The organism is Acidithiobacillus ferrivorans, assembly GCF_016250455.1.
Lineage (GTDB): Bacteria > Pseudomonadota > Gammaproteobacteria > Acidithiobacillales > Acidithiobacillaceae > Acidithiobacillus > Acidithiobacillus ferrivorans.
The window spans coordinates 471928-489665 of the sequence record NZ_CP059488.1 but is presented as its reverse complement, the minus strand read 5'-3'; the positions used below and the strand labels follow the sequence as shown (position 1 = coordinate 489665).

The 17738-nt window shown below is 57.7% G+C and carries 21 protein-coding genes; 14 read left to right on the top strand and 7 right to left on the bottom strand.

The window, feature by feature from the left end; translation table 11 throughout:
- The first annotated feature begins 12 nt into the window (after positions 1 to 12).
- The 8 genes from ubiE to proB all read left to right on the top strand — a co-directional run bounded on the left by ubiE (position 13) and on the right by proB (position 8675).
- A complete protein-coding gene (gene ubiE, locus H2515_RS02405) occupies positions 13 to 798 on the top strand; it encodes a bifunctional demethylmenaquinone methyltransferase/2-methoxy-6-polyprenyl-1,4-benzoquinol methylase UbiE (protein ID WP_198660861.1) in 786 nt (261 codons plus the stop codon).
- A gap of 95 nt (positions 799 to 893) precedes the next feature.
- Positions 894 to 3248, top strand: coding sequence for a 5-methyltetrahydropteroyltriglutamate--homocysteine S-methyltransferase (metE, locus tag H2515_RS02400; RefSeq protein WP_065413398.1), 2355 nt, complete (start codon positions 894 to 896; stop codon positions 3246 to 3248).
- Between the two features lie 160 nt (positions 3249 to 3408).
- Complete coding sequence (locus H2515_RS02395) at positions 3409 to 4038, top strand: carbonic anhydrase (RefSeq protein WP_035193480.1); 630 nt, start codon at positions 3409 to 3411, stop codon at positions 4036 to 4038.
- 9 nt (positions 4039 to 4047) lie between these two features.
- Positions 4048 to 5598: a SulP family inorganic anion transporter gene (locus H2515_RS02390; protein ID WP_198660860.1), complete on the top strand. Its 1551-nt coding sequence runs from the start codon at positions 4048 to 4050 to the stop codon at positions 5596 to 5598.
- Positions 5599 to 5784: 186 nt separating this feature from the next.
- Positions 5785 to 6096: a 50S ribosomal protein L21 gene (gene rplU / locus H2515_RS02385; protein ID WP_014030065.1), complete on the top strand. Its 312-nt coding sequence runs from the start codon at positions 5785 to 5787 to the stop codon at positions 6094 to 6096.
- Between the two features lie 11 nt (positions 6097 to 6107).
- Positions 6108 to 6368, top strand: coding sequence for a 50S ribosomal protein L27 (rpmA, locus tag H2515_RS02380; RefSeq protein WP_014030066.1), 261 nt, complete (start codon positions 6108 to 6110; stop codon positions 6366 to 6368).
- A gap of 55 nt (positions 6369 to 6423) precedes the next feature.
- A complete protein-coding gene (gene cgtA / locus H2515_RS02375; protein ID WP_198660859.1) occupies positions 6424 to 7548 on the top strand; it encodes an Obg family GTPase CgtA in 1125 nt (374 codons plus the stop codon).
- On the top strand, positions 7545 to 8675 hold the full coding sequence (proB, locus tag H2515_RS02370; RefSeq protein ID WP_071182274.1) for a glutamate 5-kinase: 1131 nt from the start codon (positions 7545 to 7547) through the stop codon (positions 8673 to 8675). The genes cgtA and proB overlap by 4 nt, the downstream gene beginning before the upstream one ends.
- Here the strand turns inward: proB and fur are convergent.
- Positions 8672 to 9145, bottom strand: a complete 474-nt coding sequence (fur, locus tag H2515_RS02365) for a ferric iron uptake transcriptional regulator (protein WP_035193502.1) — start codon at positions 9143 to 9145, stop codon at positions 8672 to 8674. The genes proB and fur overlap by 4 nt on opposite strands.
- Positions 9146 to 9211: 66 nt before the next feature.
- Here fur and H2515_RS02360 point away from each other — a divergent pair, with 66 nt between their 5' ends.
- Positions 9212 to 9559, top strand: coding sequence for an outer membrane protein assembly factor BamE (locus H2515_RS02360; protein WP_035193504.1), 348 nt, complete (start codon positions 9212 to 9214; stop codon positions 9557 to 9559).
- Here the strand turns inward: H2515_RS02360 and H2515_RS02355 are convergent.
- Together H2515_RS02355 and H2515_RS02350 are read right to left on the bottom strand one after the other, a co-directional pair.
- A complete protein-coding gene (locus H2515_RS02355) occupies positions 9549 to 10040 on the bottom strand; it encodes a type II toxin-antitoxin system RatA family toxin (protein WP_035193506.1) in 492 nt (163 codons plus the stop codon). The genes H2515_RS02360 and H2515_RS02355 overlap by 11 nt on opposite strands.
- 9 nt (positions 10041 to 10049) lie before the next feature.
- On the bottom strand, positions 10050 to 11219 hold the full coding sequence (locus H2515_RS02350; protein WP_198660858.1) for a phospholipase D-like domain-containing protein: 1170 nt from the start codon (positions 11217 to 11219) through the stop codon (positions 10050 to 10052).
- Positions 11220 to 11346: 127 nt separating this feature from the next.
- On the opposite strand from H2515_RS02350, the gene smpB reads away from it, so the two are divergent.
- From smpB to H2515_RS02330, 4 genes are read left to right on the top strand one after another with little or no spacing between them, the layout of a single operon-like run.
- On the top strand, positions 11347 to 11811 hold the full coding sequence (smpB, locus tag H2515_RS02345; RefSeq protein ID WP_014030073.1) for an SsrA-binding protein SmpB: 465 nt from the start codon (positions 11347 to 11349) through the stop codon (positions 11809 to 11811).
- Positions 11804 to 13501 (top strand): ArnT family glycosyltransferase, encoded by a 1698-nt coding sequence (locus H2515_RS02340; RefSeq protein ID WP_198660857.1) that lies wholly within the window; start codon positions 11804 to 11806, stop codon positions 13499 to 13501. The genes smpB and H2515_RS02340 overlap by 8 nt, the downstream gene beginning before the upstream one ends.
- Positions 13502 to 13509: 8 nt before the next feature.
- Complete coding sequence (locus H2515_RS02335; protein ID WP_156103903.1) at positions 13510 to 13683, top strand: hypothetical protein; 174 nt, start codon at positions 13510 to 13512, stop codon at positions 13681 to 13683.
- Positions 13680 to 14192 (top strand): disulfide bond formation protein B, encoded by a 513-nt coding sequence (locus tag H2515_RS02330; RefSeq protein WP_232821509.1) that lies wholly within the window; start codon positions 13680 to 13682, stop codon positions 14190 to 14192. The genes H2515_RS02335 and H2515_RS02330 overlap by 4 nt, the downstream gene beginning before the upstream one ends.
- Positions 14193 to 14226: 34 nt before the next feature.
- On the opposite strand, the gene H2515_RS02325 is transcribed toward H2515_RS02330, so the two are convergent.
- Together H2515_RS02325 and purE are read right to left on the bottom strand one after the other, a co-directional pair.
- Positions 14227 to 15360: a 5-(carboxyamino)imidazole ribonucleotide synthase gene (locus H2515_RS02325; RefSeq protein WP_035193514.1), complete on the bottom strand. Its 1134-nt coding sequence runs from the start codon at positions 15358 to 15360 to the stop codon at positions 14227 to 14229.
- Positions 15357 to 15854 (bottom strand): 5-(carboxyamino)imidazole ribonucleotide mutase, encoded by a 498-nt coding sequence (gene purE / locus H2515_RS02320; protein WP_014030077.1) that lies wholly within the window; start codon positions 15852 to 15854, stop codon positions 15357 to 15359. The genes H2515_RS02325 and purE overlap by 4 nt, the downstream gene beginning before the upstream one ends.
- A 50-nt stretch (positions 15855 to 15904) precedes the next feature.
- On the opposite strand from purE, the gene trmB reads away from it, so the two are divergent.
- Positions 15905 to 16588, top strand: a complete 684-nt coding sequence (trmB, locus tag H2515_RS02315; protein WP_081919485.1) for a tRNA (guanosine(46)-N7)-methyltransferase TrmB — start codon at positions 15905 to 15907, stop codon at positions 16586 to 16588.
- Positions 16589 to 16737: 149 nt separating this feature from the next.
- Here trmB and H2515_RS02310 read toward each other — a convergent pair whose 3' ends face one another.
- Both H2515_RS02310 and H2515_RS02305 read right to left on the bottom strand, forming a co-directional pair.
- Positions 16738 to 17037: a helix-turn-helix domain-containing protein gene (locus H2515_RS02310; protein ID WP_198660855.1), complete on the bottom strand. Its 300-nt coding sequence runs from the start codon at positions 17035 to 17037 to the stop codon at positions 16738 to 16740.
- Positions 17034 to 17387 carry a type II toxin-antitoxin system RelE/ParE family toxin gene (locus tag H2515_RS02305; protein WP_269802058.1) on the bottom strand — a complete coding sequence of 118 codons (354 nt, stop codon included), beginning with the start codon at positions 17385 to 17387 and terminating at the stop codon, positions 17034 to 17036. The genes H2515_RS02310 and H2515_RS02305 overlap by 4 nt, the downstream gene beginning before the upstream one ends.
- Positions 17388 to 17738 lie beyond the last annotated feature (351 nt).

Below are 17738 nucleotides of genomic sequence, written 5' to 3'. Positions count from 1 at the left end.
GGAGTTGACCGTATGAGCGAGCATCAAGAGAACGAGGAACAGAGCCAGGCTCTGGTGCCGACTACCCATTTCGGCTATCAGGAAGTGCCGGAAACGGAGAAGGAACAACTCGTCAAGGGGGTTTTCAGCAGCGTCGCCAGCAAATATGACCTGATGAATGACCTCATGTCCCTCGGCGTCCACCGCCTGTGGAAACGCTTCACCGTTAATCTCGCCCGTCCTCGACCAGGGCAGCGGGTGCTGGATCTGGCGGGCGGCACCGGCGATCTGGCTGCGGCAATTTATCCGCGGATTCGGCCGAATGGCTCAATCGTGGTTTCTGATATAAACGCGGAGATGCTCGCGGTCGGCGAGAGTCGGCTGGCCAATAAGGGCATCATCGCCGGTGTCGAGTTCGTAAAGGCCAATGCCGAGGCGCTCCCCTTCCCGGATCGGGAATTTGATATCGTGACCCTCGCTTTTGGCATCCGTAACATGACCCATCCAGAACGCGCCTTGAGCGAAATTTATCGGGTGCTGAAAACCGGCGGTCGGGCCCTGATCCTCGAATTCTCCCACCCGCGCTGGCCAGGATTACAGAGTATTTACGATCTGTATTCTTTCAATCTCCTGCCACGCATTGGCGAACTGATCGCCAAAGATCGGGAGAGCTATCAGTATCTGGTGGAATCCATTCGCCGCTTTCCCGATCAGGAAACCTTCAAGATGATGATGGAAGATGCCGGACTGGCGCGGGTAGAAGTCTTTAACCTCTCTGGTGGAATTGTCGCACTGCATCGCGGGTTCCGGATGGATTGATGAATGCTTTTCATCACCAAGCCTAAAAATTCCCTCTTGAGCCCACTGGCGCGGCAGGGCATGATGGCGGCAATTTTCGCAGAGGAGTAATGCCCATGACATCGGTCCACAGTCTCGGTTTTCCCCGTATCGGCCACAAGCGTGAGCTGAAAAAAGCGCTGGAAAGCTTCTGGTCCAAAGAAATTGACGAGAAGGAATTACAGTCACGCGCCGCTCAGCTACGTGATCGCCACTGGCGGATTCAGCAAACCTGTGGCATGGATCTGGTGCCTGTAGGCGACTTCAGCCTCTACGACCATATGCTTGACATGAGTTGTACGCTCGGCGCTGTTCCGCCGCGTTATGGCTTTTCCGGTGACCAGGTAGACCTCGGCACCTTCTTCGCCATGGCGCGCGGCTCCAGCACCCAGCCCGCCATGGAAATGACCAAGTGGTTTGATACCAACTATCACTTTATCGTCCCGGAATTTCACGAGGGTATGGATTTCCACCTCGCCAGCGACCGCATTTTTACCCAGGTGAAAGAGGCACAGGCACTGGGTCTGAAGACCAAGCCTGTACTGGTCGGCCCCATCACTTATTTGTGGCTGGGCAAGGAAAAGGACATCAACGCCGAAGCCCACCACGAGGCACAGCATCATCATGATGACAGCGCCTGTCACGGCCACGGCGCGCCGGTTGGCAGCACCTGCTTTGATCGCCTGACCCTGCTGCCCAAAGTATTGCCGGTCTATGCCGAGATTCTCGCCCGCCTGGCGGATCTGGATGTCGAGTGGGTACAGATGGATGAACCTGCTCTTGCCCTCGCCTTGCCCCAGGAGTGGGTCAAGGCATTGGAGTCGGCTTACCAGACCCTAAGCCAGGGCAAAGCACCCAAGGTGCTGCTAGCAGCCTATTTTGATTCCGTTGCCGATCATGCCAAAACCCTCAAGGCCCTGCCGGTAGCGGGTCTGCATCTCGATCTGCGCCGTGCTCCGCAGCAGTTGAATAACTTCCTCACTGACTACCCTGCCAACAAAGTACTCTCCCTCGGTGTCGTCGATGGTCGTAACGTCTGGCGTGCTGACCTCGATGCCACCCTGGCGCTTTTGCAGCCGGCCCATCAGCAGCTTGGCGATCGCCTCTGGGTGGCGCCTTCTTGCAGTCTGCTGCATACGCCAGTGGATCTGGAACAGGAAACAGAGTTGGATGCCGAACTGAAGTCTTGGCTGGCTTTCTCCGTGCAGAAGCTGGACGAAGTGGCCATTATCGGTCGTGCCCTGGACAAGGGTGTGGAGTCCGTGGCGCAGGAACTGGCTACTGCCCGTGCCGCCGTCGCTTCCCGCCGTAGTTCGCCGCGCATCCACAATCCCGCGGTCGCCCAGCGTCTGGAGGATTTGGGTCAGGATGACGGTCAGCGTAGCAGCCCTTTCCCCGCCCGTGAAACCGCACAGCGCGCACGTTTCAAGCTGCCCGCCTTCCCCACCACCAGTATTGGCAGTTTCCCGCAGACTCCGGAGATCCGTAAGGCCCGCTTGCAGAATCGCAAGGGTGAACTGAGCAACACCGATTACCAGAAGGCGATGGAAGCAGAAATTGCGCTGGTGGTGAAGGAGCAGGAGCGCTTGGGCATTGACGTACCCGTGCATGGTGAGCCGGAACGCAATGACATGGTCGAGTACTTCGGCGAGCAATTATCCGGCTTTGCCTTTACCCGGCACGGCTGGGTGCAAAGCTATGGCTCGCGCTACGTGAAGCCGCCATTAATTTTCGGCGACGTGTCCCGCCCCACGCCGATGACGGTAGCTTGGAGTACATACGCTCAGTCCCTGACCCCACGCCCGATGAAGGGTATGTTGACCGGCCCGGTGACTATCCTGCAGTGGTCCTTTGTCCGCGACGATCAACCCCGTGAGCGTACCGCGCTGCAGATCGCCCTCGCCATCCGCGACGAGGTCAAAGACCTGATCGATGCCGGCATCGGTATCATCCAGATCGACGAACCCGCCTACCGTGAAGGTTTGCCCCTCAAGCGTAAAGACTGGGAACAGTACCTGAACTGGGCGTCACGCGCTTTCCGCATCTCGGCGCAAGTCGCCCCGGATGACGTGCAAATCCATACGCACATGTGTTATTCGGAGTTTAACGATATTCTGCCCGCCATCGCGGCCATGGATGCCGACGTCATCACCATCGAGACATCGCGTTCGCAGATGGAGTTGCTGGATGCTTTCGCCACCTTCAACTACCCCAACGAAATCGGACCTGGCGTGTATGACATCCACTCCCCACGCGTACCCAGTGTGGAAGAAATGGTCAACCTGATGGAAAAGGCAATCAAAGTGGTACCCGCCGAGCGCCTGTGGATCAACCCTGACTGTGGCCTGAAAACCCGCAAATGGGCGGAAGTGACGCCCGCTTTGGAGAACATGGTGGAAGCGGCCAAACAGGTACGTGCCCGTCACGCCTGAAGCCTGTCACAAGCAGCACCAGGGAGCCCCCTTTGGGGGCTTTTTTGCGACCATTTTCCAATATTATCAAATTGCTTGATAGTTATTGAGACTTATTGATAAAGTCCAGGGCGAGGTCGCGCTTTCATCTGAATTTCAGCCGATAACGAGGGAGTGAGCCATGAACAACGACGTGATCGACGCCATGATCGACGGCTTCAAGGAATTCCGCCACAGCTATTATGAGAAACGGCCGGACTTCTTCGACACCCTGGTGGAGAAGGGGCAGAGCCCGAAAGTCATGCTGATAGGCTGTTCCGATTCCCGGGTAACACCTACGTCCCTGTATGGCAGCGAGCCGGGGGACATCTTTGTGGTGCGCAACGTCGCCAATCTCATTCCTCCTGCCGAACAGGACGACCACCTCCATGGAACCAGCGCAGCGGTGGACTTTGCGGTCGGGTCCCTGCAGGTAGAGCACATTATCATCAACGGGCATTCCCATTGCGGTGGCATGAAAGCGCTCTTGAACGGCACTGAAGGCAAATATATCGGCCCCTGGGTCGCCATCGCCAAAGATGCACGCGCCGACGTGATGCGCGAATATGCCGACGCCAGTCCGGAGGAGCAGTTAAGGGCAATTGAAAAAGCAAGCATTCTCGTTTCTCTGGAAAACCTTCTGACCTTCGATAGCGTGCGTCGGCGGGTCGTGCGGGGTGAGCTGCAGTTGCACGGCTGGTATTTTGATATGGAAGAAGGTGCCCTGCTGGCCTATAACGCCAGCGCACAGCAGTTCGAACGGCTTGCCTGAGGACAAACGATGGAAAACAGCGTTAATCTTTCGCCCCTCAAAAACCTGCGCGCCGACGTGCCTGCGGCGGTGGTGGTGGCACTGGTGGCGATGCCGTTGTGTTTGGGCGTTGCCTTGGCCTCCGGTGCGCCCCTCATTTCCGGACTCATAGCAGGCGTAATGGGTGGTCTGCTGGTCCCGCTGTTCAGTCGCTCGCATCTGGCCGTCAGCGGCCCGACCCCCGCTATCGTCGCCACGGTACTGGTGGCCATGCAGGTCCTCCCAAGTTTCTCCGCTTTTCTGCTGGCGGTGGTCATCGCCGGGGGCATTCAGATCGTTTTGGGCATTGTCCGTGCGGGCGTCGTGGCCTATTTTTTCCCTTCCGCCATCATTCAGGGCATTCTTTCGGCTATCGGCATCATCATCATCCTCAAGCAGTTTCCCTATGCCATCGGTTTTGATCTGGGCGAATTCGGCAGCCAGGACTTTATCAGTGCCCATGGCGAGAACACCTTCAGTGGTGTCATCGCTGCCCTGGCGCACCTGGAGTGGGGCGCCCTGCTGATCAGCGTACTTACCCTGTCCATCCTGATCACCTGGGACAAAGTAGCGGTATTGCGCAAACAAACCTGGCTATCCGGGCCACTCATGGCGGTAGTTTTTGGTACCTTACTCAACGCACTGCTGCTCTACGCCGTTCCAGATCTGGCCGTCAGCGGCCACAACCTGGTCAACCTGCCGATCATTCACTCCTTCGCAGATTTGCGGGGTATGCTGCAAATGCCGGACTGGGGGATGATCGGATCGAAAACCGTCTGGGTGACGGCCGTCGCCCTCACTTTCATTGCGAGTCTCGAAAGCCTGCTTTCTATTGAAGCAGCCGACAAACTCGATATCTTCAAACGACGCACGCCGCTGGACCGCGAACTGCTGGGTCAGGGCATCGCCAATGTCGCCAGTGGCCTTATCGGCGGCCTTCCCGTGGCAGCGGTTATCGTGCGCAGTACCGCCAATGTGGCGGCGGGGGCCCGCACTAAGGCGAGTGCCTTTCTGCATGGCCTATTCCTGCTGTTCGCCGTGCTGTTTCTGGCGACGCTGATGAACCGGATTCCGCTGGCTGCGTTAGCTTCCATCCTGATTTTCGTCGGCTTCAAGCTGGCCCATCCAAGTATATTCAAGCGAATGTTTCGGCTGGATAAATCTCAGTACCTTCCATTTGTAATCACCATTGTCGCGATTCTGTTTAGCAGTCTCATTACAGGGGTGGTCGTTGGCCTACTGGCAGGGGTGTTCTTTGTACTCAAAGCCAATTACCACAGCGCCATAGAAATTGGACGAGAGGGTTTCGCTTACAAAATTGCGTTGCACCGGGAGGTGACCTTTGTGAACAAGGCGCGACTCTCCCATATCCTGGAGCGACTGCCCAAGGGTGCAGAGGTCATACTGGATGGTGAACATGTGGGTTTCATCGATCACGATGTCCTCGAAGTGATCAGGGATTTTGAACGCTCTGCGCCTCTGCGCGGAATCCGACTGCGCGAACAGGGCTTCGATACCCCAGTATTAATGGCTCCTGTCTGACACCAATAGACGCCGGAACAAGCAGTCAGGAGGCTCTTGATGCATCATCGTTTCTTATTGGACCGACAACCGGTCAAGACCCCAAATGCCAGACAGCCAAATATGCTTGACGTTAATGCACTAATAACGGTATCTTAGCGTGCTTTTCCGGGCAGTCTCGGTGAAAACTCTCGTTGGAGGTTTGTGATGTACGCGGTCATTGAAAATGGTGGCAAGCAGTATCGGGTGACAGTGGGCGACAAGCTCCGGCTCGAAAAGATGGAAGTAGAACCCGGTGCCGAACTCGCACTGGACCGTGTCCTGATGGTTGGTGTCGGCAGTGAAGTTCGGGTAGGTCAGCCTCTGGTAGAGGGTGCTGCGGTGAAAGCCACCGTACTGAGCCAGGGCCGTGCTGCCAAAGTGCACATTTTCAAGATGCGCCGGCGCAAGCATTACCGCAAGCAGCAGGGCCATCGTCAATACTTTACCGAAGTCCGTATTACCGGCATCGAAGGCTAAGGAGTACAGTCATGGCACATAAAAAGGCGGGCGGTTCCTCTCGTAACGGCCGCGATTCCCAATCCAAGCGTCTGGGCGTCAAGCGCTACGCCGGACAGGAAGTGATCAGCGGCAATATCATTATTCGCCAGCGTGGCACCCAGTTTTATCCGGGCGCCAACGTCGGTATCGGCAAGGATCATACGCTCTTTGCCACCGCCGAGGGTGTCGTAAAATTTGAGCGCAAGGGTCCGCGCCAGGTACGCACCGTCAGCGTCGTTTCAGCGGCCTAAGCAGGCCTCTGCTCAGAGGGACCCCGCCCCGTTTCTGCGGGAGCGGGGTTTTTCTATGAAATTTATTGACGAAGTGCGCATTCATGTGACCTCCGGTAACGGCGGTCATGGATCGGTGAGTTTCCGCCGCGAGAAGTTCATCCCCTTTGGTGGCCCCGATGGCGGCGATGGCGGGCGCGGCGGCAGCGTCTATCTGGTTGCTCAGGCCAGTCTCAATACCCTCATCGACTTCCGCTATCAACGCCGCTATCGTGCTGAAAACGGTCATGGTGGCGCCGGCCGCCAGATGACTGGTCGCGCCGGCCATGATCAGGAAATCAAAGTCCCCGTCGGCACCCTGATTTATGACGACGACACCCGTGAATTACTCGGTGACCTGCGTACCGAAGGCGAGCGGCTATTGGTCGCCCAGAGTGGTCGCGGCGGCCACGGTAATCTGTCGTATAAATCGAGCACCAACCGCGCACCCCGTCAGTTTGAGAAAGGCGCTGCAGGCGAGGAACGAAACTTGCGCCTGGAATTGCGCCTGCTCGCCGATGTCGGGCTGCTGGGTCTGCCTAATGCAGGTAAAAGTACCCTTATCCGCGCTGTCAGTGCCGCCCGCCCCAAAGTGGCAGATTATCCCTTCACTACCCTCTATCCCAATCTCGGCGTCGTCCGCGTCGCCACCCACGAGTCTTTTGTACTCGCCGATATCCCCGGCCTAATTCCGGGCGCTTCCGAAGGCGCCGGGCTGGGCACCCGCTTTCTCAAGCATCTCAGCCGTACCCGCCTGCTCCTGCATTTGGTGGACATGGCCCCCGTCGATGAGAGCGATCCGGCAGCCAATATCCGTGCGCTGGAAGCGGAGTTGGCCGCCTATAGTCCGGCCTTGGCCGAGCGGCCGCGCTGGTTGGTGGTCAACAAGTCTGATCTCTTTCCGGAGGAGGCGGCGGCGGCACGCTTTCAGCAAATTCGCGAAGCGCTACAATGGCAAGGCCCCGCCTTTCTGATCTCGGCCGCCAGTGGTGCCGGATGTGAGGCCTTGGTATATGCCATCTGGCAAACCCTCCCCGACCTGCCCCCTGCCCCCGATCCCAAGCAGACCGAGGACTGGGGCGACGAAAGCGACGAAGATGAGGTCTTGGAGGACTGGCAAGGGGACGACCTTGACGCCGACTGGGAAGAGAACGAGGCGTGAGCCGCGACCTGAAAACCGCGCAGCGCTGGGTCATCAAAATTGGCAGCAGCCTGCTCACCAATAACGGTCAGGGCTTGGATCTGGCTGCTATTGAAGCCTGGGTCACACAAATATTGGTACTCCGCCGCAACGACACCGAGATTGTTCTCGTCTCCTCCGGCGCGGTGGCTGCCGGCATGGAGCGCCTCGGCTGGCAAACCCGCCCTACCGCCCTGCACCAACTGCAGGCGGCTGCCAGCGTTGGTCAGGCGGCACTTATCCAGGCCTATGAAGAGTTCTTGCGCCGCGGCGGTGTGCATGGCAGCCAGGTCCTGCTTACCCATGAAGATTTACGAGATCGCCAGCGCTATCTCAACGCCCGCGCCACTCTGCGCATTTTGCTGGAGATGGGCGTAGTTCCCATCATCAATGAAAATGACGCGATTGCCAGTGCCGAAATCCGTTTTGGCGATAATGATACGCTGGCAGCCATGGTCGCCAATTTACTGGAAGCCGACCTACTGGTCATTCTGACAGATCAGGCGGGGCTTTATAATAGAGACCCGCGCCACGATCCGGATGCCCGCCTGCTCACGGAAGTACAAGCCGGAGATCCCGAACTGCTGCGGATGGCGGGCGGTGCCGGGACAGCGCTGGGGAGCGGCGGCATGATCACCAAGGTACGGGCGGCGAGCCGCGCTGCCCAGTCTGGTGCCGCCACCCTTATCGCCCCAGGCAGCACTGAAAACGTACTGTTACGCCTTTGGGCCGGGGAAGAGATAGGAACGTACTTTCGTCCGGGCGTCGCCAAACTGGCGGCCCGCAAGCGCTGGCTGGCGGGACAACTACGCCCGACCGGAACACTCCATCTGGACGCTGGCGCCGCGCGGGTACTCCGGGAAAGGGGTAGCAGCTTGCTCCCGGTCGGCATCACCGCCGCCGAGGGCGATTTTCAACGCGGCGATCTGTTGTGCTGTGTTGATCCGGAAGGCCAGGAAGTAGCCCGTGGCTTAGTGAACTTCGCAAGGCAGGAGGTTTTGCTGCGTCTGGGCAAGAGCAGTAAAGCGCTGAATACCTTGTTCGGCGATGTAGATGAGATTGAGATCATCCACCGCGACAACCTGGTGCTCAGCAGCGACAGCAGCTAATTCGTACGGCCCCCAGGCAAGTCGTCCCGCAGCGAACAAATCCCTACATCCTGCATACCGCGACAGGTGCCATAGAGATAGAGGCTGTGATCGCTGATAAAAAAGCCCTGATTCGCGGCAATTTCCTGCTGCCGCGCTTCCAGCGCTTCATCGAAAAACTCCAGCACTTTGCCGCAGGCCGTGCAAACCATATGATCGTGGTGCCCTGTTTCGTTGAGCTCAAAGATCGCCTTGTCGCCCTCGAAGTGATGCCTTCGCACCAATCCAGCCATTTCAAACTGGGTAAGCACACGATATACCGTGGCCAGGCCCACCTCTTCACCGGCATCCAGCAACTGCCGATAAATTTCTTCCGCGGTCAGATGGCGGGTGTCGCTGTCCTCGAAGATGCGGAGTATCTTCAGTCTGGGCAAGGTTGCCTTGAGGCCGGCTCGCTTCAATTCATCGCTGTTTGTTCGTTCGTAGTTCATTCGCTCGTAGCAATGGCCATGCGTAATGGTTTAGGATAGTTGCACCTGACGCCTAAGACAAGGACTATGAGAAGCTTCCGCCTAATTACTCTGCTTACTTTCTGTGCTCTGTTGCTCGGCGCCTGTAGTATTTATCGCGTCAATGTACAGCAAGGCAACATCATCACCGCCAAAGAACTCGCCGAACTGCACCCCGGTATGGATGCGTTGCAGGTACGTAGCATTCTCGGCTCACCGCTCCTGCAGGATCCCTGGCATCCGCATCAGTGGGTTTACGCCTACAGCTTCAAGCCTGCCTACGGTGCCACGAAAGTCCGCAAGGTGCGGGTGTTTTTTGGTAAGGATGAGAAGCTGGTCAGCATACAGGGAGACGTACAGAGCACAGCCTCACCGACAGCGACCACTACCTCTTAGTCTGGCCGGACGGCGCCCCGGCGTCCGGCTTTTGCACTTCCAAGGCGTCCGGCTGACCATAAACAACCCGCGCGCGCTGGGCAAAGCGTTGCACCATCGTTTCCGCCGCATGCTTGAATATGGGCTCCAGAAAGGCGCCCATCAATCGAGAAGCGAACTCGAAGCGCATATCCAGCGTTACTTTGGTGCCTCTGGCGTCCGGCTCCAACTGCCAGAGCCCTTCCAGAAAACGGAAGGGACCATTCACCAGTCGCATCTCTGCCAGCTTAGGCCGCTGATAACGGTTTCTCGTGGTGAAAGATTTGCCGAAGGCGCCGTGGGAGATGGTAATCTCGGCGACCACCTCTTCATCTTTTGCCTGAATAATCCGGGTCCGTCCACACCAGGGTAAAAATTGCGGATAGGTGCGAATATCCTCTATCAGGGCAAAAATTTGCGCAGCACTGTAGGGCAGTACGGTGGTCTTGCAAATATGATGCATGAAATCCTCTCAATAACGACGCTGACCTAGTGCATGCGCCTGCACCCAACGATCCAGTTGCGCCAAAAACCATTCGATGATTCGTCGCCAACGGGGACGCCTGCGCCACGGCCCTGGGTCGATTTCCCGGGCTTGGGTAAACTCGCGTAAAAACAAGATGCGCAGCAAAAGCGCGGCAAGCGGAGCCCGTAACTCCAAGTTGAGCTCATGATTAAACCACAAACTCAGAAAATCAAGATTCGCGGAGCCGACCGACGCCCAGGAACCATCTACCAGCAGATATTTCGCATGCAGAAAGGCGCCTTCATATTCGTAAATATGCACCCCCCTGCGCATCAGTTTTTGATAATACGCCTGAATCCCGAATCGCAACAGCGGATGATCGGTGATCCGTCCAGCCAGTAAAAGCCTGACATCCACACCGCGCTGCACGGCCCGGTAGACGGCGTGCAGGATGATGGGATCCGGATTAAAGTAAGGAGTGGCTATCCAGACACTGCTGCGCGCTGCACGGATGGCGACCAGCAGACGGCGGCGCACAGCGAGACTGCCCGGCGGCGTGCCCTCTAAAAACCGGCCCTGCCCCCACCACCGGGTATCAGCTTGGAGAAACGCGGCCGCACCCAATGACGGAAGGGCCTCTGGGCGGTGACGAAAAAAAATCTGGCGACCTTGTTCTGCTAAATTGCCACGACAAGCAAAAAGCATCTCGCGATATGGCACCATACCTGGCGCGCCGGTGATCCAGGCATCTGAGATCGCAAAACCGCCGACTGCGGCCCACTGGCCATCCACCACCACGACACGGCGATGGCTGCGTCGCAGCCTTTTTTCCAGCCCCTTGAGTTGCAGGCGGTGGTACCAGTGTAAATGGGCGCCAGCGGCGCGCAACTCAGTCACCCAACGGCTCGGGAAGCTGCCGCTGCCCAAAGCATCCAGGGTGATATAGACCTGTACTCCCGCCACCGCCTTATCACAGAGTATACGCAAGACACGCTCGGGCCAAACGCCTTCGGCAAAAATATAGTTCTCAAAGAGAATCTCGACCTGCGCAGCCAACAGGCGCAGCTCCAGCCATTCGGTAATGGCCGACATTTCGCTCAGCAGCACGGCTTCGGTAAGAGACTCCCAATGCCTTTGGCGATAGGGCGCAAAACGTTTGGGCAATGACTTCGACACTTCTTCAGACTCCACGCCAGGGCAAACCGCCCACATTCTACAGGAAGCGCAGCAAAGTCAATCCTGCCTTTCTGCTGCGCGGTCTTTTCCCGTACAATACACAGTTGACCGGCAGGGGAGTAGCAGGATGAGCAGCAGCACCATCGCCCTCAATCGCGAGGCGAAACACGAGTACTTTATCGAAGAGCGCTTTGAGGCCGGCATGGTCCTGCAGGGCTGGGAAGTAAAGTCGTTGCGCGCCAACCGTCTCAATCTCAAGGACAGCTACATCATTGTCAAAAATGGGGAATTATGGCTGTTGGGCGCGCACATCAGCCCACTGCTCACCGCCAGCACCCATATAAATCCCGATCCGACCCGCACACGCAAGCTGCTGATGCATAGAGAACAGATTAATCGCATGATCGGCAGCGTCGAGCGCAAAGGTTTTACGATCGTGCCCCTCGCCATGTACTGGAAACAGGGTCGGGCCAAAGTAGAAATCGCGCTGGTGAAGGGCAAACAGGAGCATGACAAACGCGCCACGGTCAAAGATCGGGAGTGGCAACGGGACAAGGCGCGCATCATGAAGGGCGGGGCGCGGGATGTCTGAACAGCGACGGGGGACTTTTGTCTTCCAGGCGCTGCTTCTTTTCCTTTTTGCCTTCTGGCTTTTTGCCTTTCATACCGGAGATGCCAGCCTCTGGGACGTTGATGAACCCAACAATGCCCAAGCCCTGAAAGAAATGATGCTGCACCACAATCTGGTAGTACCCACTTTCAGCGCAGCGCTACGCCCGGACAAGCCTATCCTCAACTACTGGCTGATGTGGGCCGGGGTACGCCTGCTGGGGATGAACAGTTGGGGCTTGCGCATCGGCTCGGTGGCCATGGGGGCGTTGCTGGTGTTTTATCTGGCCCTTGCTTTACGCCGCCTGTACGGGGACCAGACTGCATTATTGGCAGGCTTGCTGACCGCCACCGCCCTGCATAGTCAGATCATCTTCCGGGCCGCTGTACCTGACCCGCTGCTGATTCTTTTCGTTGCGATCGCTCTGATTTCCTATCTGCGGGGGTATCTCTATCCGGAGGAGGAACGTCGCGGTGTCCTGATCGCCTGTAGTGCGATGGGGTTAGCGACCCTGGCTAAAGGCCCTATCGGCTTCCTCCTGCCCGGCCTTATCATCGTGATTTTTCTGTTACTGCGCCGAGATTTGCCGAATCTCTGGCGCAACGGACATCTGACCTGGGGGATTCCGCTCTTTCTGATCATCACCCTGCCCTGGTACCTGGCGGTGGGCGTTGAAACCCACTGGGTCTGGGACTGGCTGTTCGTTGATCAGCAGAATGTTGATCGCTACGCCGTCGCCATGCAGGGGCATCATGGACCCGTTTATTACTATCTGTTTACCATTGCGCTGGCGCTACTGCCCTGGACGATTTTTTTACCACAGACCTTCGCCGAACTCTGGCGGCGACGGAGTACCCTGCTGCGACAAACGCCCGCCGATGCCTTTATGCTGGTCTGGGCCATTACCTGGGTCGCCTTCTTCAGCCTTGGTGCCACCAAACTCCCCAATTATGTCTGGGAGGCTTATCCCGCCCTCTTTGTTCTCATCGCAGCGCGCCTTTATGCAGCCCTCAACCAGACGCAGCCGCTCAGCCGCCAGGGCGTATTCCTGTCACTCGGAGCATTATTTCTGGTGGGTGTGGCATTGGTGGTGCTGGGAGTCTGGCTGGTACCGGAGCAAATCCCGCCCCTGGGTGATATGATGGCTACTCTGGGCTTGCCTTATATTATTGCGGCGTTGCTAGCCCTACTCTTCGCTTGGCGCGGCCTGCTGCTACCGGTTATCAGCAGTCTGGGCGCCGGGACGATAGCACTTACTGCTTGTTTGATGCTCCTGACGGTGCCCGCCATGGACACCCTAAAGCCCTCCGCGACCATGGGCCGCATGATCCGTGCCAGCGAGGGCACACAACCCTACGCCATTGCCACCTGGCGATGGTTCGAGCCCAGTTTTCTGTTCTACGGCGGGCGCGGCACCATGCCGGTACATCAGCTGAAAAACCTGCAAGAACTCTATCGCGTGCTGGCCGATGGTCAGGGTACGGCCTATCTCGCCCTTCCCGCCCAGGATATACCCGCGGTACGGGCTCAATTATCTAAGACGCTACGCGTTCGTGAACTCTACTCGGGTTATGAGCTCTATAGCCGGAAGTATATCGCTCTACTACGTATTCGGAACTCTTCACCCTTAGAGCACAACAAGGCCGTATCGATCCTGCCAAAGCCATGGTGATCGCCAAAATGCAGGATCGTCTATACTTCAACGAATCCCGGACCCAGGGTAAAGAATTTGAGATTCAGGGCGGCCCTGTCGCCAACGTACCCTTTCTGGTCTACCGTAATGGCAAAAGCATCCATTACATTTTTGACCTACTCGATAACACGCAATGGGGAGATTTACTGAGCGCATCATGAATCCCAGGTATTTACCTTCACTGATCGCCGTACTGGTGGTGCTGGCTGCAACAGGCGCATTGGCGCTGGCACTCTGGTTACAATTTGCCATGGGCTACACGCCCTGTAGCCTCTGTATATATCAGCGCCTGGCCAATCTCGCCGTGCTGGTCATTGTCGTGATGGGGCTCTTCTGGACGGGCGCGGCGCAGCGCGGATTATGGCTGCTGGCCAGTGCCTATGCCCTAGCGGGGGCCGGCCTTGCCGGATGGCAGTGGCATCTCACCGCAGTAGCAACCCACAGGGTGGAGAGATGCGCAGCCGTGAACCTCCTTCCGGGTGAGCACAGCTTCGGGTCTTGGGGTAAAGACTTCGCCTCAGCGCTCTCCGGACACGGCTCCTGTGCTGCCGCCGGTGCCCGCACCTTAGCCGGATGGCCCATCACTCACTGGAGTCTGGTCTTCTTCCTCATCTGCGCCGTATTACTCTGGATCGCACAATGGCTTGCCGGACGCCTTGGTAAGCGCTAGGCCCCTGACCACCACAACGATTATACAGTTTTCTTCAGCGTGGCCAGTGCCAATCGCAGCGCAAGCTTTCGAGAACGGCGATGGCGCGTCCGGTATCCGTAGCGAGCGCATTCACATGCCCCATTTTACGCCGTGGCCGGGCTTGCTTCTTGCCATACAGATACAGTTTGAGCTGTGGATGGCGCAGCAGTGCATCCCAGTCCGGTGTACCGCTTTCCCAAAGATCACCCAACAGATTCATCATCACCACCGGGCTGATCAGACGGGTATTCCCGAGGGGTAAGGCACAGAGGGTCCGGACCTGCTGGTCAAACTGGCTATGCACACAGGCATCCATGGTGAAATGACCGCTGTTGTGGGGACGTGGCGCCATCTCATTGACCAGCAATTGCCCCGCCTTATCCACAAAAAATTCGACCGCGAGCACGCCCACATAATCCAGCGCCTCGGCAATACGCGCGGCGCTGCGCCGGGCGAGATCCTGTAACTCCTCCGTCGTGCGGGCCGGGACACTACTCAGGTCGAGAACACCCCGGTGATGAACATTTTCGGCTATAGGATAAAAGACCATCATGCCATCGGCAGCACGGGCCAGAACGACAGAAATTTCCTGCGCCAGGGCGACACGCGCCTCCAGCACCGCGTCTGTCCCCCCCATGGCCGCCCAAGCACCGGGCAGGTCCTCCGGGGAAGCAAGCTCCACCTGTCCCTTCCCGTCATAACCAAAACGCGTGGTTTTGAGAATGGCCGGGAAGACTACGGTAGCCGCTGCGCCTGCCAAATCGGCGCTACTGCGCAGCAGCGCAAAAGGCGCAATGGCCAAACCCAGGTCGCGGAAGAAAGCCTTTTCCTGGGCACGATCCTGAGCAATAGCCACCGCCCTGGCACCGGGGCGCAACGGCACCTTCTGGGCAATACGTTCCATAGCGCTCAGCGGCACATTCTCGAATTCTGTGGTGACCGCCGCACAAGCATCGGTCAATGCCTGTAAAGCGATTTCATCTTCGTAAGCCGCACAGATGTGCCGATCCGCCACCGCAGCGGCCGGACAATCGCGGTCGGGGTCCAGCACCCAGACGTCATAACCCATACGCCGGGCGGCAAGGCAAAACATTTGCCCGAGCTGTCCACCACCCAGTATTCCCAGCGTCGCGCCGGGTAAAATCAAAGGGTAATCTCCGGCAGGGTCGTCGCCATGACTGCCGCCGCCTGCCGCGTCCGGAAATCCTGCAAGCGCTGGGCCAGCTCCGCATCGGCACCCGCCAGTATCGCTGCGGCAAACAGACCGGCGTTCGCTGCCCCCGCCGTGCCAATAGCAAAGGTCGCCACCGGCACCCCCTTGGGCATTTGCACGATGGAAAGCAGGGAATCCATGCCTTGCAGGTGTTTGGACGGTACGGGCACGCCCAGCACCGGCACCATGGTCTTGGATGCCAACATGCCGGGCAGGTGCGCTGCGCCCCCAGCACCGGCAATAATGCAGCGCAGTCCCCTCGACATGGCGCTGGCGGCATATTCAAAGAGCAGATCCGGCGTGCGGTGTGCGGACACGACACGCTGTTCGCAGGGAATCGCCAGCGCCCGCAACTGCTCTACTGCAGCGCACATGACTTCCCAATCGCTGTCGCTACCCATCACCACACCAACCAAGGGGTGTTCCATGCCCGCCCTCCTCTCTAGGACCTAACGCTAAACAGGTTATAATGCCTGTCATGGAAGAAGCTCTCAAGGCCAGTCATCCCCCCATTCGCAGTTTTGTGCTGCGTCAGGGCCGCATCACCGCTGCCCAGACGCGCGCCGTGGCCGAGCACTTGTCCGCCTGGCAAATGGATGCCCATGCCGTCTGGCAGGACCCCTGGAAGAGCCAGAGACCGCTGTTACTGGAAATAGGCTTCGGTAACGGTGAACATCTGGCCGCTATCGCCCGGCAAAGACCGGGCTGGGGCTGCATCGGTGCCGAGGTACACACCCCCGGCGTCGGGTCCCTGCTGCTGCAACTGCTGGAAACCGGGACGGACAACGTCCGCATTATTCATGATGATGTCGTTACCTGGCTGCAGACCCTGCCCGAAGCTCTGCTGCAATGCATCATCGTCCAGTTCCCCGATCCCTGGCCGAAAAAACGACAGCAAAAACGCCGTCTCATTCAGCCGGAATTTGCTGCACTACTGTGCCGCCTGCTGGTGCCCGGCGGCGAACTGCAGATGGCCACAGACTGGGCAGATTATGCCGAACAGATGCTGGCTGTTCTCAATGCTACCCCAGGCCTGCAGAATACCCAGCCCGGCACCGGTTACGCCCCCCGCCCCGATAACCGCATCCTTACCCGCTTTGAACGCCGCGGACAGCGACTGGGGCATGCGGTCTATGATCTCTGTTACCAACGCCTCCCGTGAGCAACCAATATTCCGGTAATTAGCATTGCCTCATGCGCGAGCGCAGCATTCTTGCCGACTACAGAAAAATTAATGTTTCATCCTGGATCGTTATAGCACAAATTGCCAAACGGCTTTCCCAGGTCGATACTTTCGTCACTGTGACTATTTTAAGGATGCCTACAGACTCCGTCAGCATCCAGCACCCGCAGCTCTATGTGCAACCCTGCTGCTGTCGCCATGTTCACCAACATGTCCAGGCTAAACAGGTCAATCTTGCCGCGCACCAGATCGGAAACACGCGGCTGTGTTACTCCAAAAAGTTGGGCCGCCCGGGCCTGGCTCATCCCGGTACGGGCGATATGGCTCTTGAGGGACATCATCAGCTGAGAACGTAGCTTCATGTTCTCTGCTTCCTCACGCGTATCCTCAATCGCATCCCATACACTCGCAAATCGTTCTTTACTCATGATTTCATTTCCTTCAATAAATCCCAGTACCGCTGTCCAGCAAGATCCAGATCCGCCTTGCGGGTTTTCTGGGCCTTCTTCTGAAAACAATGCAGCACATAAACGGCTTCGGCGAACTTCGCCACATACATGACCCGGTAGGCGCCTGTTGCATCCCGTATCCGAATCTCCTGAACGCCTTGACCCACGCTATTCATCGGCTTCCAGTCGTCCGGCTCTCGACCTTTCTGCACCTGATCCAACTGGTGTCCTGCTTCGCGCCTCGTCGACAGGGGAAAGGTGCGGAGCTCGTCCAGAGATGAGCCCCGGAAGGCGATAGGTTTGGGGTGTGTCGTCGGACAAATATACAAAAATTTATATCGCTAGACAACCCTGTACACCTCTCAAAACCGACCGTTTTCGAGAGGCTTCAACTAGTGGTCATTGCCGCACAGTAAATCAATGGGTTGCAATCCTCGAAACCATTCTCAGTAGACAGCCACGGTTTCCAGCCAGAGTGACGAGTTTTGAGAAAACGATGGCCAAGCCGCTGGACGACTGCTTACGCTGCGTAGTGTTCCTTCGCGATCAAGTCAGCTAGAGCCCACGCATTCCGCAGGGATGGGATGTGAAAATTTAATGGCAAAAAGGTATGAACTTCGTAGTCGGTTGGTTAGATGCCAACTGCGCATTCCGGCGATCGTGGGCAGCGATTCCGCTGA

Bases quoted from the DNA above. Each gene is read 5' to 3' on its own strand.
- cgtA (WP_198660859.1), top strand. From the start codon at position 6,424: ATGAAATTTATTGACGAAGTGCGCATTCATGTGACCTCCGGTAACGGC.
- H2515_RS02330 (WP_232821509.1), top strand. From the start codon at position 13,680: ATGAATCCCAGGTATTTACCTTCACTGATCGCCGTACTGGTGGTGCTG.
- trmB (WP_081919485.1), top strand. From the start codon at position 15,905: ATGGAAGAAGCTCTCAAGGCCAGTCATCCCCCCATTCGCAGTTTTGTG.
- smpB (WP_014030073.1), top strand. From the start codon at position 11,347: ATGAGCAGCAGCACCATCGCCCTCAATCGCGAGGCGAAACACGAGTAC.
- H2515_RS02360 (WP_035193504.1), top strand. From the start codon at position 9,212: ATGAGAAGCTTCCGCCTAATTACTCTGCTTACTTTCTGTGCTCTGTTG.
- H2515_RS02310 (WP_198660855.1), bottom strand. From the start codon at position 17,037: ATGAGTAAAGAACGATTTGCGAGTGTATGGGATGCGATTGAGGATACG.
- metE (WP_065413398.1), top strand. From the start codon at position 894: ATGACATCGGTCCACAGTCTCGGTTTTCCCCGTATCGGCCACAAGCGT.
- purE (WP_014030077.1), bottom strand. From the start codon at position 15,854: ATGGAACACCCCTTGGTTGGTGTGGTGATGGGTAGCGACAGCGATTGG.
- H2515_RS02390 (WP_198660860.1), top strand. From the start codon at position 4,048: ATGGAAAACAGCGTTAATCTTTCGCCCCTCAAAAACCTGCGCGCCGAC.
- rplU (WP_014030065.1), top strand. From the start codon at position 5,785: ATGTACGCGGTCATTGAAAATGGTGGCAAGCAGTATCGGGTGACAGTG.
- fur (WP_035193502.1), bottom strand. From the start codon at position 9,145: ATGAACTACGAACGAACAAACAGCGATGAATTGAAGCGAGCCGGCCTC.
- H2515_RS02355 (WP_035193506.1), bottom strand. From the start codon at position 10,040: ATGCATCATATTTGCAAGACCACCGTACTGCCCTACAGTGCTGCGCAA.
- rpmA (WP_014030066.1), top strand. From the start codon at position 6,108: ATGGCACATAAAAAGGCGGGCGGTTCCTCTCGTAACGGCCGCGATTCC.
- H2515_RS02335 (WP_156103903.1), top strand. From the start codon at position 13,510: ATGCAGGATCGTCTATACTTCAACGAATCCCGGACCCAGGGTAAAGAA.
- H2515_RS02395 (WP_035193480.1), top strand. From the start codon at position 3,409: ATGAACAACGACGTGATCGACGCCATGATCGACGGCTTCAAGGAATTC.
- H2515_RS02340 (WP_198660857.1), top strand. From the start codon at position 11,804: ATGTCTGAACAGCGACGGGGGACTTTTGTCTTCCAGGCGCTGCTTCTT.
- ubiE (WP_198660861.1), top strand. From the start codon at position 13: ATGAGCGAGCATCAAGAGAACGAGGAACAGAGCCAGGCTCTGGTGCCG.